Origin of the sequence: Methylorubrum subtropicum, assembly GCF_038442325.1 — a bacterium.
GTDB classification, from domain to species: Bacteria; Pseudomonadota; Alphaproteobacteria; order Rhizobiales; family Beijerinckiaceae; genus Methylobacterium; species Methylobacterium subtropicum.
In genome coordinates, this window is record NZ_JBBXMW010000028.1 from 1 (window position 1) to 15364 (window position 15364).

Sequence of the window (15364 nt, forward strand, 5' to 3'; positions counted from 1 at the left end):
AGCGTCAGACCCTCATCGATCGCCGCTTGCGCCATCACGCGCAGGCCGCCTAACCTCTCAACCCAGATGGACCAGAGCCTCCGTTCCTGAGCAGCCCAAACCGTCTCAAATCATCTGACGACGGACAGCGCAGGTGATGATCCCGGACGGGCGCAGACACTCCAGGGGACCGACCGTGCCGGGGCTGGTGTCGGAGACGGTGTAGTAGCCTGCGGGCTCCTGCCAGCACGAGGAGCCGCGCCCGGGGGTGTGCTCGAGGTTCTTGGCCTCGTAGAAGCCTTGGGCGGCTACGTCGTCGCCGGCCATGACGTAGCGGGTCCACTGGTCGATATCCGCGATCGAGCGGCAGAACGTGGTCATGCTCTTTGTCTGGACCTCCCTAGCGTGGACCTGGGATGCGCAGAGCGGGGCGAGGGCAGCGATGAGGGCGAGGAAAGTGGTCTTCATGCCCAAGAGCTAACAAGGCTTGCATGAGCCGCCTGTGGCGGACTTGCGGCGCCCCTGGCATATCATGCTGGCAGCTGAATTTCATATTCCGAGCAGTTTCCTCGAGCAGGTGCACATGACCGACGGCGTTTTCATCGTCCGCAACGACAACACGCTCGTCGATATGCGGTCGAGCTCGTTTGAGAGTGAGGACCTGCTTCAGCAGCTCCTCGCGACCCATCCGAGCCTGATCGCCGGGGATGCCGTCGATCCGACAAACCCGCGCCGTTGGCTTCTGATCGCGCGCGAGCAGGCTGTGCCCGGCGAGGAAGGTGGGGCTGGGCGCTGGTCGCTCGACCACCTCTTCGTCGATCAGGACGGCGTGCCGACGCTCGTCGAGGTCAAGCGCGCGAGCAATACCGTAGGCAACCAAAGATACTTTCAGTGCTGAAAATTAGGAGGTTTAACGCCGCCTCTGCGTTTGATACCAGCTGCAATGCGAAAGATGTCGGGGAAATTTGCTTTTCCGTTGGACCGTATCTCTAATACCGCAATTTCATAAAGCATAAGCATGAGAGAAGTTTCATCGCTCCTTGAACTCGAGCCAAAAGACTCAAAGAGAAGTGGTAAAAGCTGTGTTGACTCGGACGCCGTCCGGATCGATTCCACCGTATGACTTACACGCCAAACTTCGATCAAATCAGATTGAAGGCACGGAACGCTTATGCCGCGCAGTGGCTCCATAGCCATATTTATCCACCAGTAGTCTTCGCTCAGCTCAGCTAGCCGAAGCTTGGATGCCTCGACGACACCTTCCTTTATGCCATGATGATCGATGGCTAAATCTGTCGGCGCCGGTTCGTAAGAAGCCGCTACAGACAAAGCTTTAAGAAAGCTACGAGGAGAACACTCCTCTCTAGCATCAGCCAAATGTAGAGGGAGCCACGAATATGTCGAACCTCTTTTTTTGTTTGCGCCCATCCATTCGCCAGCTATGACTGAAAATAGGGATTGTTGGGCCCACTCTGCATTCCACTCAATTCGGACACCATCACGGATTTGCATTCCCCGGCTCTCTACCAATCTCAACATAATGTCTTGAGAATCCGGGTCATTCATCAAATAGAAAAATAAAAGACCGAATAAATCGTGAGGACGCCAACGAAGATCGACACGCTCCGCTTGAAGCTTAGATGCATCTGGAAACCGACTCAAACGCGGATCAGCAAGTTGATCGGGACGGACAAAAATTTTTAAAGCAAGCCCTCTAAGCCCGCGCACTGATAGCGCAAACTTAAATAAGCCTTCAGTTAGATCTTGAATCTCACTCCAATTATCTCCAAGTCGATCAAGCGCATCAAATATCAAAAGAAATTTTTCGCCAGCGGAGCTGTAAGATTCAGCAGCCGATCTAAGTTTTAATCTTGATATTTCAGGAGATGATTCCGCTTGCATTGCGAGATCGAGTAACGATTGCTCCCTTGACGCGCCGCTATCTGAGGTGAGTGCCCGCAATGCAACCGCGAGCCATATGGATTCGGGAGAAACTCCAGAATTAACAATTCGCTTCAGAACAACTTTGTCAGGCGCTATCTCATCTGCGATCCCCGCGCGAAATCCAAATACCGCTTTACTAACATAATTAAGCCCACTCCTTGGATATGCGTCCGCTGCCACGGCACGAGCCGTGGGATCAACCAAGGCGCTTGACCAGAAGCTCTTTCCAACTCCTCGATTTCCCACGACCAGTGTCCTGTCAGGATCGAGCGCTCGCCCGTGGCTCCAAGGTGTGTATATTTGCTCAGGAGAGGGAGCCGCCTCATCAGCCCACGCCGCAGAACGATCAAGGCTGGACATGCACTTCCGAAGCGCTGCCATTTCAGAAGCATGAACGACGATCGTCACTTCTGTTACTCCTCAACCAAAAACAGGATTGTCATCTTTGATGCCAACTAGCTGCTCAAGATTTTTCAAGAAAGGTTCGTAAGCTGCTTTGTAGAGGTCTTCGCTTAAAAAGCTTCTGTCGCGGATGGGGTCAAAGTTAAGATAGCGCCCATCAAACCCGATGAAAAACGGATGATGAGGCGCCTGATTGTCACTCATACTAAAGTTGAACCGCATTTTATCTCCAACCTCAAGCTGACTAGGATCGGTGTCTGCCTCGTAAAAATGTTCTGATAGCGTATCGTAAAGTGAGTTGATAAACGATTCCCTATCAGCAGGGTTAGCAGAGGCTTTTGACTGGACAAACCGGAGATTGTAGCGCCAGTCGGATCCATCATTGATCGGCAATTGAGCTAGATGCGCCAGAAGGTAAGCAAATCCTTCAAATGTTTGTGGCTGATCAACGCCGAACATCAGCACGGTGGCATTTAATCCAAGTAGAGGAGCGGCGGTGAGTTCAGCCAATCCGGCACGAGCATCAATGAAGACGGCATCATATCGTCTTCGAGATGACATGCGGTCTACAAACGATCTAGTTTGCTGACGAAGAGTTTCAGTTGAGCCGTCAGGTTTTGGATCTTCTAAAACCGCTCGCGCGAGCTTGCTTAGAACGTTTTGCGGAAAGCGCATGCACAGCCGCCCGGTCGCAGGGACAACATCTACAATGCCCTGACCAGCTGTGCGATCAGTCAATTCGCTTGTGCCGACAAACTCGTCGAGATCCTCGTCATTGAAGCTACGGCGACCATTTTCTACCAAAAAATCTAAAGTCCCGTAATTTGGACGGTTATCTTGATTTAGTAGCATCGATCCGAGACCTGGCGCTTCAAGGTCGAAGTCGATCACAAGTATGTTGCGACCACGTTGGGCAAGATGAGATGCGGCCACGGCAAGCGCTGTTGAACGGCCTACGCCTCCTTTCAAGCTGCTAAATACAATCCTTGGAGAGGATAACCCCGTAGATGGTGGTGGCAACAGCCAATCTTGACCGACAATCCGCCTGTCTACGGTTTGAACAGTTATTTCCGTTAGATCCGGAAGAGTTTCAACGCGCCAGAGTGATGGCTCAAGCAATATTTTCCGCGATATGCTGGAATTTAAGTTGATGACCGCAGGCTCAGCCGCATATTCCGCAAGCCCAGCCTTAACGGAACTGGTTAGCTCATCAAGATCGCGCTTGCTATTTGCAGGCAAAAGGCAACATATTTTACCGAAAATGTCTCTAACAATAGCTATCTGCGTCGGCATTTCATTGCCGTATTTGGCCTTGAGGGACGTGAGTAGATTTGGTATCGCGGTATCATATGGCATCTGAGGGGCCTTATATCAAAGTCAATATTGCGATTTCAGCATCAGGTTTCCATGCCGAGCATTCAGCTGATGTGATATCACTATCCTGGGAATACCGTATCGCAGTGTCCCACATTGACATGTAATCTGATCGCCCTGATAAGGCTAAGATTGGTATTAGAGCAGAGGCTAGTCTCCCAGTTGCTAGTAGCGATATTTTTTGTTTGAGTGCCCCGGAGCCTTGACCCGAACCGAAATGCTTCCACATCGGATTTTGCTGTCGAGTTATGCCTAGAGATGGGACGCCGATGCGTTCGAGTGCTGCCTTGAATGCGCATTCGGCTGCGAACCCATAGTGATAGCCGGCACTTGAATATCTAGCAGCTGCCTCCAAATGCTCAGCATCATCGAAATGGCGATATGCAGCTTGTGCGTAGTCGGTCGTTAGCGGCATGGCTCGATCGGGGCTACCGTGCTTCGTTAGACTCTAGCGGTGTCTGCGTCGGTCTCTCAGAGGCGTGATAGCCGGTTTTTTGGTTTATGTCTCAGCACTTACGCTTGACGGTTGGCTAGGCGTCAGCTGCCGGTGCAGACGTGGAATGCAAGCCTCTGTGCGGATTGCATCTTCAGAGAGCGACAGCAGGTCTATCTCATCGTCATACAGGCAAGATGCGCCAAGGATAGTTCGTCGACGCGCGTGGGGGCAGAAGGCACTCCCTTGCCGAGCCTGCGATTCTTCTAAGACTTCGCTCCGCCTTTCGACCCGCGCTGTCAACGCTCCAAACGGATGTGCCGCGCGCGAACTCCACGTCCGCATACGCCGACAGGGCGCCGTGATCGGGTTGCTGGTTCCTACGCCCAACCGCTCGCCGATGTGGCCCAATTGCGCCGCGGACTGCTCCCGGCCCCAGAGACGTCAGTAGGTCCCGAGCTAAGTTTTTGATTTTGCAGGAGGCGCTTAGCAGGCTGGAGAGCTGAGGCTGGAGCCTTCGGAGGGCCCCGCGTTCATCCGTTTGAGCGGTCAGGATTTTCATTTCCCCCGCTCGGCGCCGTTGCGCGGGCCGCCCAGTTGGGCTACTCACGAAGCGGCCTAGCACCCGTAGCTCAGCTGGATAGAGCGTTGCCCTCCGAAGGCAAAGGTCACACGTTCGAATCGTGTCGGGTGCGCCAATCTCTTCAATGACTTAGCCAGCGTCTGATCCCTCCCCTTAAGGGGCTGCGGAAGCAGCGTGCGCCTTCTCGCCCGAGAGTGCGACCGAGCGACGTGTGGCGGTCGGCGGCTGGTGTTTGGTCCTGCCTGTCGCCTCGGCAGCATTTCAGCGCAGCGCGCCGCTATGCGCGGCGACGTCCCGCACCAGGGCGACGCGGCTGCGCGCTCCCGTTTTGGCGAACAGCGCCTTGAGATGCGACTTGACCGTGCTGACCGCGAGGCCGAGCTGCGCGGCGATGTCGTCGATGCTGCCGCCCCCCGTGACGGCCTGCAGCACGCGGACCTCGCTCGCCGTCAACCCATGCCGCCGTGCCAGCACCTCCAGGCCGGACATCACCGGGATCTCGGCGCGGCGGACGAACACGGCCGCCCGCGCCCCGTACCCCTGCCCGTGCCGCAAGCGCGCGCCGGAGGAGAGCGGCAGCACGTCGGCCATCCAGCAGGGCGGCGTGTGGCTGAGCGCGATCGAGACGGACTTGCGCGCGTCCGCAGGCGGCGCGGGGCGGGTGACGGCCTCGCGCACGAGGCGGTTCGCCTCCGCGTCCCGGATGCGTAAGGTTCCCTCGCGCTCGGCCAGAATGTCGCCCTGCTCCAGCATCGCCCGGCCGCCCTGGTTGACGAAGCCGAGGCGACCCTCGTCGTCCACGAGGAACACGGCGGTCGCGGCGGCCGCGAGCACGTCCTCCAGATCGCGGGCGGCCCGCGCGTGGCCGGCGAGCTGGCTTCCGATCCGCGCCGCGCGCCGGAGATGCGGGACGAGGACGGTAAGCCGCCGCCGCGCCTCGGCATCGACCGTGCCCTGCTCCTCGGAGCGGCGGACCGAGAAGGCCGCGGTGCTCGTCGCGTAGCGATGCAGGTTGACGTTGGCGGCATCGACGATGCCCTGCGGCGCGAGCCATTCCCGGTGGAAGCGCGTCGCCCGCATCTCCTCGGGCGGAACGATGTCGCCCCCGGTGAAGACCACGCCGGGCTCCACGAAGCTCGCCGCTGGAAACATCGGATTCAGGGCGGCGTAGGTTTCGAGGTAGAGCCGGGTGTAGTGCGGGTCCTCGCCCCAACTGTGGACGACGAAGGCCGAGCGGTCGAAGGCATCCTGCCAGAACAGGGCCGCCGAGACGCCGTTCACGAAGCCGCCGATCTCCTCCAGGACCGCCGGCCAGAGCGCGGCGTCGAGCGAGGCGTCGTAGATCCGGCCCACGAGATCCAGGGTGTCTTCCATCCGCATCGGCGCCCGCCCCGAGGTCGGTGTCTCCGACTCAAGTCTTGTGCCGTCCTCGTCGTTTTTTCGAGCCCGAATGTCCCGTTCGCGCCACTGCTCCACGCGTCTTTCAAAGGCGGCGTCGAATCCGGATCGGGCCACTGAGGGCAGGGCGCGAAGATTTCTCCGCCCGCCTCCTCCGAACGGTTGATGCGGAAGCGATACCGGACGGTTCAATAGGCGCGCCGGCGCACCCGCTCTTTCTGGCGGAAAGACTGCTTTCGTGCGTCGAGCGACGGGCCAGCGTGTGAGTTCGGTGGCCGATTGACTTCATGCATCCGCGCGGAGGAACACGATCCGAAGCGTGCAGCGCCTGCCACTTTAAAAGGACCAACCCATGCCGTCCGCCGTCGACAATGCTTGGAGGGAATATTTCGACCAGTTTCCTTTCGATGAGCATGCGTTCCTATACGATCAGGTCCGGCACGGACCCGGCAACGATGTCTTCACCGACGTCAAGGGCGGGACAACCTACTACTACGGTGGCGACGGCAACGATCTCGCCTACGGGCAAGGCGGCAACGACACGCTTGGGGGCGAAGGCGGCAACGACACGCTGCTCGGCGGGCCGGGCCGGAATAAGCTCTACGGTGGCGCCGGCAACGACATCCTGTATTCCGGCGGCACGACGACCGAGGCCTCGCATTGGTGTGACCACCTCGACGGCGGGGACGGCGACGACCTCCTCTACGGCAACGTCCGATGGGTCGAGGACGACCTGCTGTACGGCGGTCTCGGGATCGACACGCTGGATTACGCCAACGCCCGGCAGCGCATCTCCGTGACCCTGAACGTCGCCGACGTGAACACCGATCTCGGCTATGCCAGCGGCTACGATATCGGCATCGACACGATCGCTCAGATCGAGAACGTCACCACCGGATCGGGCGACGACGAACTCTGGGGCAGCTACGTCGGAAACCGACTGGCCGCCGGAAGCGGCAGCGACAAGCTGTTCGGCCTAGGGGGCAGCGACGCGCTGTCCGGTGGAAGCGACGGCGACGAACTCTACGGCGGCACGGGCGACGACCTGATCGGTGGCGACAACGGCGACGACAAGATCTTCGGAGAGTGGGACAACGACAAGCTCTACGGCGGCGAGGGCAACGACAGCGTCTCGGGCGGGGACGGCAACGACGAACTGTTCGGCTGGCTCGGCGCGGACCTCATGGGCGGCGATGCCGGCGACGACAAGCTCTACGGCGAGCAGGACAACGACAAGCTCTACGGCGGCGACGGCGCGGACGCCCTCTACGGCGGAGACGGCGACGACCTTCTGGCCGGATGGGTCGGCAACGACCATCTCGAAGGCGGCGCCGGCACCGACGCGCTCTACGGCGAGGCGGACGACGACACGCTCTACGGCTTCGACGGCGCCGACATCCTCTACGGCCAGACCGGTAACGACCTGCTGGTCGGGGGTACCGGCAACGACCGTCTCGACGGCGGCGACGGCACCGACACGCTCTACGGCGAGCAGGACGACGACGCCCTCTACGGCTTCGACGGGACCGACACGCTCTACGGCAATGCCGGCTACGACACGCTGGTCGGGGGCACGGGCAGCGATGTCCTCGACGGCGGCGAGGACGACGACACGCTGTACGGCGAGCAGGACGCCGACCAACTCTCCGGCGGCACCGGTGCCGACACGCTGGATGGTGGCAGCGGTGCGGACGTGATGGCGGGCGGTATCGGCGGCGATAGCTACGTCGTCGATCAGGCGGACGACCGGGTCGTCGAGGCCGCGGGCGAGGGCAACGACGAGGTGACGGCCTTCGTGAGCTACGCGCTCGCCGCCGGCCAGGAGATCGAGACCCTGCGGCTGGCCGCCGCGACCGGCGCGCAGAGCCTCAACCTGACGGGCAACGCCTTCGCCAACACGCTGATCGGCAACGACGGCGTCAACATCCTCAACGGCGGCGCCGGGGCGGATACGCTGAGCGGCGGGGTCGGCAGCGACGTCTACGTCGTCGATCATGCCGGGGACCGGGTGTTCGAGGCGAAGGGCGGCGGCGCCGACCGGGTCGTCACCAGCGTCTCCTACACGCTGGCCGCCGGCCAGGAGATCGAGACGCTGGCCACCACCAGCGCCACGGGCGCAGCCGGCCTCGCCCTGACCGGCAACGCGTTCGCCAACACGATCATCGGCAACGCGGGCGCCAACGTCCTCAACGGCGGCGCCGGGGCGGACGTCCTTCAAGGCCTTTCCGGCAACGACACTTACGTGATCGACAACGCGGGCGACCGCGTCGTCGAGGCGAAGGGTGGGGGCGCCGACCGGGTCGTCACCAGCGTCTCGTACACGCTTGGCGCGGGACAGGAGATCGAGACGCTGGCCACCACCGTCGCTACGAGTACGGCCGGCCTCGCCCTCACCGGCAACGCGTTCGCCAACACGATCACCGGCAATGCCGGCGCCAACGTGCTGAACGGCGCAGCCGGGGCCGATATCCTGACCGGCGGGGCGGGCAACGACACTTACGTCGTCGACCATGCCGGAGACCGGGTTTTCGAGGCGAAGGGCGGGGGCGCCGACCGCGTCGTCACGAGCGTTTCCTACACGCTGGCGGCCGGCCAGGAGATCGAGTCGCTGGCCACCACCAGCGTCACCGGTACGGCGGCCCTCAAGCTCGCCGGCAACGCGTTCGCCAACGCGATCACCGGCAATGCCGGGGCCAACGTCCTCGACGGCATGGCCGGCGGCGACACGCTCACCGGCTTGGCCGGCAAGGACACGTTCGTGTTCTCGACGGCGCTGGGGGCGGGCAACATCGATCGCATCACCGACTTCTCCGCCGCGGACGACACGATCCAGCTGTCGAAGGGCCTCTTCACTGCCCTTTCGGCCGGGACGCTCGCGGCCTCGGCGTTCAAGGACCTGAGCGTGGCGGGCGCCAAGGTCGATGCGGACGACCGCATCCTCTACAACAAGACTACGGGCACCCTGTCCTACGATTCCGACGGCAGCGGGTCGAAGGCGGCGGTGCAGTTCGCGATCCTCGACACGAAGGTCGCGCTGACCCACGCCGACTTCTTCGTGGTGTGAGTGCTCTCGAGAGAGGCGTCTCGTGGCGCCCCTCTCGTCCGCTGACTAGAGCATCGTCCTGGATATCGTATCCAAGACGATGCTCTAGGTTCTTGTGCCGCATCGGCTTTTTCTGAAAGCCGGTTCCCACCTTTCAGGCCGATGCTCTAAGCGCCAGCGGCGCGGTTGGGCGACGAAGTTCGAAATGCGGGCGCCGCGCTCCATCACGCGCGTGGAGGAGCGGCCAGTCGCTCGGGCCTGATGGCCCGTCATCGTGCTCATGGGCCGAAACGATTTCAGGCCTCCGGCGCGGTCCAGCCGATCACGGCCGTCATCGGATCGCTCGGAGCCCCCTCGGGGATCAGGGTGCGTGTCTCGGTTCGCGCGAAACCGGCGCGTCGCAGATACAGATCGACGAGCTGTGCATGCCCCGTCGCGTCGAGGACGCTCCAGATCGCGACCGCTTTGGTCGGAAAGCAGCGGTTCGAGAAGCTGATGACGACGGGCGATCCCGGGCGGAGCACGCGCGCGACGTCGGACAGCACCGTCACCGGCTGCTGGAGGTACTGGACCGACACGCAGATCAGCGCCGCGTCGAGGCTCGCACTCTCCAGGGGGAGATGCGGCTCGGCATTGAGGTCCTGCACGAAGCGCCGCGTCAGTCGCGGATTGGCGTCGAGTTCGCGCTGGTTCAGACCGTGGCCGATCACCGCCGCGAAGGCCGTATCCGGCGGGAGGTGACTGACCCAGCTCGACATCAGGTCGAGGATGACGCCGCCCGGGGGGAGCAGCTCGGCGTACAGGCGCGTCACCGCGGCGATGGCCGGCGCATCGATATGCGTGACGAAGCGCGGCTCCCGGTAGAAATGCGGGTCGGGCGAGGGGTCGTGCTTGGCGAACGCCTCGGCCGGCAACTCGGGCAGGTCGGGCGAGGGAATCAGGGTCGCGGACATGGGGCGCGGGCCAACCGTCGAAGTTGCCTGTGACGGCGAGCCAACGGATGCGCGGCCGCCCCGGTTCGAGATGGCGCGCGGAGCCGGATGCCGCAGCCGCGGCGCCGGCGCAGGGACGCCCGGGAAAACCGAGCCGCCCGCCTCACGGCACCCGCCGGACCCGCAGGCGCCACCATGTCGCGCTTGCCCGCCGCCCCGGACCGCGCGGCAATCCCGTACGGGATAGGCTTGTCGTCCTTCGATCCAGCAGGGAGCGCCCGAGCGGCGCGAAGCGCGTTTGCCTCCATCACCCACCGACCGGCTGCCGACCAGCGAGCGGCTGCCGACCAGCGAGCGGCGGCCGACCAGCGAGCGGCTGCGCAGCGCCGCGGCGGCCCGGATCGGCCCGTTCCGGCACCTCCCGGCTTTGTTCAGCCTCGCCTGGGCGACGAGCCGTGCGCTCACGCTCGCCAGCATCGGCCTGCGGCTCGCCCGCGCGGCGATTCCGGCGCTGATGCTCTACGTCGCCAAACTCGTCGTGGATGCCGTCGTGGCCGGGCGGGCGGATGCCGCCGCGCTGGCGGACGCCGCGGACTGGCTCGCCCATCCGGCCTTGCGGCAGGTCGGCCTCTTGATCGGGGCCGAACTCGCGCTGGCGCTCGCCTCCGACCTCCTTGGGCGGGCCACGACGCTGGTCGACGGGGTGCTGGCCGAGAGGACCGGCAACGCCACCACGCTGCGGCTGATGGCACACGCCGCCACCCTCGACCTCGCCCAGTTCGAGGACCCCGCCGTGCAGGACGGGCTGGAGCGCGCCCGGCGGCAGGTGGCGTGGCGGGCCAACCCCATGGGCCAGCTCCTCGGCCAGCTTCAGGATGCGCTGACCGCCCTGTCGCTGGCGGTCGCCGTGGTGGCGTTCCTGCCCTGGGCCGTCCTCCTGCTCGTGCTGGCGCTGATCCCGGCCTTCCTCAACGAGCTTCACTTCAACCGCCAGGGCTACCGCCTCGCCTACCAGCGCTCGCCGGACCGGCGCGAGGGCGACTACATGCGCCAGCTCGGGGCCGGGGCCGAGACCGCCAAGGAGATCAAGCTGTTCGGCCTCAGCGGCTACCTCGCCGAGCGCTTCCGGACCCTCGCCGACCGGGCCTTGCGCGAGAACACCCGCCTCGCGCGCCGCAGGGCGGTGGCGGGCGGGCTGTTCGCCAGCCTCGGGACGCTGGCCTACTACCTCGCCTACGGCGTGATCGCGCTGCGCACGGCCACCGGCACGCTGACGCTCGGCGACCTCACCTTCCTCACCGGCGCCTTCCTGCGTCTGCGCGGCCTCGTCGAAGGGCTGCTGCTCGGGGTGTCCCAGCTCTCGGGGCAGGCGCAGTATCTCGACGACCTGTTCGGCTTCCTCGCGCTCGCACCCCGCCTGCCCGTGCCGGCGCGGCCCGCCCCGTTCCCGACGCCGATCCGCGACGGCTTCGTGTTCGAGGCGGTGGGCTACCGCTATCCCGGCGCCGAGCGCTGGGCGGTGCGCGACCTCTCGCTCACGATCCGGGCCGGCGAGGTGCTGGCGCTGGTGGGCGAGAACGGCAGCGGCAAGACCACGATCGTCAAGCTCCTGGCCCGGCTCTACGACCCGACCGAGGGGCGCATCCTGCTCGATGGGCGCGACCTGCGCGACTACGACCCCGAGACCCTGCGCACGCGCATCGGCGTGATCTTCCAGGACTTCGTCCGCTTCGACCTGACGGCTTCCGAGAACATCGCGGTCGGGCGCATCGCGGCGCGGGGGGAGCCGCAGCGCATCGAGGGCGCGGCGGCATCCGCGCTCGCCGACGCGGTGGTGGCGCGCCTGCCCGCGGGCTACGACCAGCGGCTGGGGCGGCGCTTCGAGGACGGGGTCGATCTGTCGGGAGGCGAGTGGCAGAAGCTCGCCATCGCCCGCGCCTACATGCGCGAATCCGAGGTGCTGGTCCTCGACGAGCCGACCGCGGCGCTCGATGCCCGCGCCGAGGCCGAGGTGTTCGCCCGCCTGCGCACGCTGGCGCTCGGGCGCACCGCGCTCCTCATCTCGCACCGTTTCTCCAGCGTGCGCCGGGCCGACCGCATCGTCGTGCTGGGGGCCGGCCGGGTGCAGGAGGCCGGCACGCACGAAGAACTGGTCGCGCGTGGCGGGCGCTACGCCGAACTGTTCGAACTGCAGGCGGCGGCCTACCGGTAGACGATCCCCGACCCGTGCAGGCTGCGCCGATGCGCGTCTTTCTCTTCCTCGCCGCCCTCCTGTCCTAGAGCATCGTCCCGAAAGGTGGTTTCCGGCTTTCGGGAAAAAGACGATGCAGCACAAGAGCCTAGACGGTCGTCCTGGATCCGATGTCCAGGACGACCGTCTGGTGCTCGCCGCCGTCGCGGTCGCGGACGGGAAGACGGATATTTAGATCGGGATCGCGGCGACGGGCTTCATCGACGCCGTGATCCTGTTCGGTCAGGTCGCGATCCTCGGCGGCCGGAAGGCGATTCGAAAGGCGCTCGGCGACCGCTGACGGGCCGGCGCGGGGCACCCGCTCGACGCCGCCGCCGAGGGGCCCCCGCGCGAAGGCGCCGTCAGTTGCCGTAGAGGTAGGTCGGCAGCCAGAGCACCATGCCGGGCCAGAGATACATGATGACCATGCACAGGATCACGATGCCCATATACGGCATCATCCCGGCGAAGATCTGATTCAGGGTCACGTGCGGGGGCGAGACGCCCTTGAGGTAGAAGGCCGACATCGCCACCGGCGGCGAGAGGAAGGCCGCCTGCAGGTTCACGAAGACCAGCACGCCCCACAGGATCGGGTCGATGCCGAAATGCTTCAGGAGCGGCATGAAGATCGGCACGAAGATGATGATGATCTCGGTCCATTCCAGCGGCCAGCCGAGGACGAAGATGATCGCCTGGGACAGGATCATGAACTGGAGCGGCGTCAGCCCGAGCGAGAGCACCCATTGCTCGACCAAGGCCTGACCGCCGAGCAGCGCGAACACCGCCGAGAACAGGGCCGAGCCGACGAACAGCCAGCAGATCATCGCGGTGGTCTTGGCGGTGAGGAACACCGCCTCCTTGGTCCGCTTCCAGTTGAGCGTCCGGGCCTGGAGGGCGAGGACGAAGGCGCCCGCCGCGCCCACGGCCGCCGATTCCGTCGCGGTGGTGATGCCGAACAGGATCACCGCCAGCACGAGGAAGGAGAGGATGCCGAGCGGCATCACCGAGGAGGAGAGGAGCTTCAGCACCTCGAACCGCTCGGCGTCCATCCGGCGGTAGTAGCGGGCGAGCACGACGAGGCTGAGCGCCGAGACGAAGGCGAAGCTCCAGTAGAAGCCCATGGCCGGTGCGGCCTCGACCGCGACCGCCTCGGGCGCCGGCCCGCCGCCGAGCACCTCCAGCCCCTCCGGCGGCGCGTCGTCGCTCCGGGCCGTCTGGTAGATGGTGACGTACCACCAGACGATGCCGAGCACGGCGCTCGTCATCAGGAAGGGCACCAGCGCCGTGCCGAAGTTCTTCAGCGCCTTTCCGCGCGGGATCGCGGCGGCGGCCGTGCCGAGCTTGGCCCGCGCGAAGCTCGCGCGGAAAAGGCCGACCAGCATGTTGTTCGAGGCCGCCGCCTGGAGGCGCAGCATCCAGTCCTCCACCGGCACCTTCGTCTGCGCTTCGGGCAGGCGGGGGGCCACCGACGGGCGCAGGGTCGCCCAGAGGATGATGTAGGCGACGTAGAGCAGCGCGAGGAAGAAGCCGGGGAAGATCGCCGCCGCGTAGAGCTTGACCACCGACTGGCCCGCCACCGCCGCGTAGACGATGATCATGACGGAGGGCGGGATCAGGATGCCGAGCGTGCCGCCGGCCGTGATGACGCCCGCGGCGAGCCGCGTGTCGTAGCCGGCCTTGAGCATCGGGTTCATGGCGATGACGCCCATGAGCACCACGACCGCGCCGACGAGGCCGCTGGCGATGCCCCAGAAGGTGCAGACCAGAAGCGTCGCCACCGCGAGCGAGGCGGGCACGCGCCGGAACGAGAGCTGCACCGCGTAGAACATCTTGTCCACGAGAGCGCCACGCTCCATCACGTAGCCCATCAGGACGAAGAGCGGGATCGAGATCAGCACGTCGTTGGTCATGGCGCCGTAGGTGCGCTGGACCATGAGGTCGAAGATGCGGTTGTCGATCAACGCCTCGTTCGGATTGTAGAAGGCGTAGAAGCCGAAGAAGATGCCGAGCCCCATCAGCGTGAAGGCGGTGGGGAAGCCCATCATGATCGCGACGACGATCAGTCCGAGCATCAGCAGGCCGAGGCCCGGATCGGTCATGTGGTGGGGTCCCCTGCCATGCCGCGCTGGCGCGCGGATTCCTCGATTGCGTGGGCGCGGGCGATCGCGGCCTCCCGCGCGGACGCATCGACGTGCTCGCTCTGGGCGAGCTGCTCCTCGACGACGTCGATCTCGCTGACGTCGCGCAGGCGGCTCGGCCACGCGCCGGTGCGCAGGCAGACGATGCAGCGCACGATCTCGGCGAAGCCCTGGAGCATGATCAGCGCGCCCGCGACCGGGATCACCGTCTTGAAATGGTAGATCGGCGGCCCGTCCGCCGTGGTGGTGGAGTGCTCCCCGATGCGCCAGGACAGGGCGGCGTAGTCGTAGCCGGCGTAGATCAGCGCCAGGATGCCGGGGATGAAGAAGACGAAGTAGAGCACGAGGTCGAAGGCGGCCTGCGTGCGCGGGCGCATCGATCCGTAGAGGAAGTCGCCCCGCACGTGCGCGTTGTTGGCCAGCGCATAGGCGCCCGCCAGCATGAACAGCGTGCCGTAGAACATATTGCTGGCGTCGTAGATCCACGCGGTGGGCATGTTGAACCAGTAGCGCTTCACCACTTCGAGGCAGATGAGCGCCATCAGCCCGATGATCAGCCAGGCCGCGGCCTTGCCGACCCAGGTCGACAGGGCATCGACCGCGTGGAGGAAGCGCTGCACGCTCATGCGGAAGCCTCGGCAACGGGTGCGGGGCCGTCCGGCGCGGCCGGACGGCGGGGTGTCGTGGCGGCGAAGCGGGCCGGATCGCTCCGGTGCTCGAGGGCCGCCTTCGCGGCCTTCCTCCCACCCAACCCCTCATCCTGAGGTGCCGCGTCAGCGGCCTCGAAGGAGGGCTCCAGGGATCGCGCGATACGCTGGAGCCCTCCTTCGAGGCCTCCGCTTCGCTTCGGCACCTCAGGATGAGGGGGGTTGGTTAGGGAGCGGGGCGATGAAGTCTCACCGCGCCCC

The 15364-nt window shown here is 64.4% G+C and carries 11 protein-coding genes and 1 tRNA gene; 4 read left to right on the plus strand and 8 right to left on the minus strand.

The window, feature by feature from the left end; translation table 11 throughout:
• Window positions 1–105: 105 nt before the first annotated feature.
• Window positions 106–360: a hypothetical protein gene (locus AAHG03_RS24495; RefSeq protein ID WP_342153968.1), complete on the minus strand. Its 255-nt coding sequence runs from the start codon at window positions 358–360 to the stop codon at window positions 106–108.
• 151 nt (window positions 361–511) lie between these two features.
• On the opposite strand from AAHG03_RS24495, the gene AAHG03_RS24500 reads away from it, so the two are divergent.
• Complete coding sequence (locus tag AAHG03_RS24500; protein WP_342153970.1) at window positions 512–877, plus strand: hypothetical protein; 366 nt, start codon at window positions 512–514, stop codon at window positions 875–877.
• Here the strand turns inward: AAHG03_RS24500 and AAHG03_RS24505 are convergent.
• Window positions 868–2331, minus strand: a complete 1464-nt coding sequence (locus AAHG03_RS24505; protein WP_342153972.1) for a hypothetical protein — start codon at window positions 2329–2331, stop codon at window positions 868–870. The two genes, AAHG03_RS24500 and AAHG03_RS24505, sit on opposite strands and share 10 nt — an antisense overlap.
• 12 nt (window positions 2332–2343) lie before the next feature.
• Window positions 2344–3681, minus strand: a complete 1338-nt coding sequence (locus tag AAHG03_RS24510; protein ID WP_342153974.1) for a ParA family protein — start codon at window positions 3679–3681, stop codon at window positions 2344–2346.
• 1072 nt (window positions 3682–4753) lie between these two features.
• Between AAHG03_RS24510 and AAHG03_RS24515 the strand changes: the two genes are divergently transcribed.
• Window positions 4754–4830: transfer RNA gene (locus AAHG03_RS24515), tRNA-Arg, on the plus strand.
• Between the two features lie 146 nt (window positions 4831–4976).
• Here the strand turns inward: AAHG03_RS24515 and AAHG03_RS24520 are convergent.
• The gene (locus tag AAHG03_RS24520; RefSeq protein ID WP_342153976.1) at window positions 4977–6089 is read right to left on the minus strand and encodes a helix-turn-helix transcriptional regulator; all 1113 of its coding nucleotides are present in this window, start codon (window positions 6087–6089) and stop codon (window positions 4977–4979) included.
• Between the two features lie 376 nt (window positions 6090–6465).
• Between AAHG03_RS24520 and AAHG03_RS24525 the strand changes: the two genes are divergently transcribed.
• Complete coding sequence (locus tag AAHG03_RS24525; RefSeq protein ID WP_342153978.1) at window positions 6466–9177, plus strand: calcium-binding protein; 2712 nt, start codon at window positions 6466–6468, stop codon at window positions 9175–9177.
• 275 nt (window positions 9178–9452) lie between these two features.
• On the opposite strand, the gene AAHG03_RS24530 is transcribed toward AAHG03_RS24525, so the two are convergent.
• Entirely contained in the window at window positions 9453–10109 is a 657-nt protein-coding gene (locus AAHG03_RS24530) for a class I SAM-dependent methyltransferase (RefSeq protein WP_342153980.1), read from the minus strand.
• Between the two features lie 319 nt (window positions 10110–10428).
• On the opposite strand from AAHG03_RS24530, the gene AAHG03_RS24535 reads away from it, so the two are divergent.
• On the plus strand, window positions 10429–12300 hold the full coding sequence (locus AAHG03_RS24535; protein ID WP_412759790.1) for an ABC transporter ATP-binding protein: 1872 nt from the start codon (window positions 10429–10431) through the stop codon (window positions 12298–12300).
• Window positions 12301–12427: 127 nt separating this feature from the next.
• Here the strand turns inward: AAHG03_RS24535 and AAHG03_RS24540 are convergent, their stop codons facing one another.
• From AAHG03_RS24540 to AAHG03_RS24550, 3 genes are read right to left on the minus strand one after another with little or no spacing between them, the layout of a single operon-like run.
• A complete protein-coding gene (locus AAHG03_RS24540) occupies window positions 12428–12637 on the minus strand; it encodes a hypothetical protein (protein WP_342153984.1) in 210 nt (69 codons plus the stop codon).
• 43 nt (window positions 12638–12680) lie between these two features.
• Window positions 12681–14417: a TRAP transporter large permease gene (locus tag AAHG03_RS24545; protein ID WP_342153986.1), complete on the minus strand. Its 1737-nt coding sequence runs from the start codon at window positions 14415–14417 to the stop codon at window positions 12681–12683.
• Complete coding sequence (locus tag AAHG03_RS24550; protein WP_342153988.1) at window positions 14414–15082, minus strand: TRAP transporter small permease subunit; 669 nt, start codon at window positions 15080–15082, stop codon at window positions 14414–14416. The genes AAHG03_RS24545 and AAHG03_RS24550 overlap by 4 nt, the downstream gene beginning before the upstream one ends.
• Between the last annotated feature and the right edge of the window lie 282 nt (window positions 15083–15364).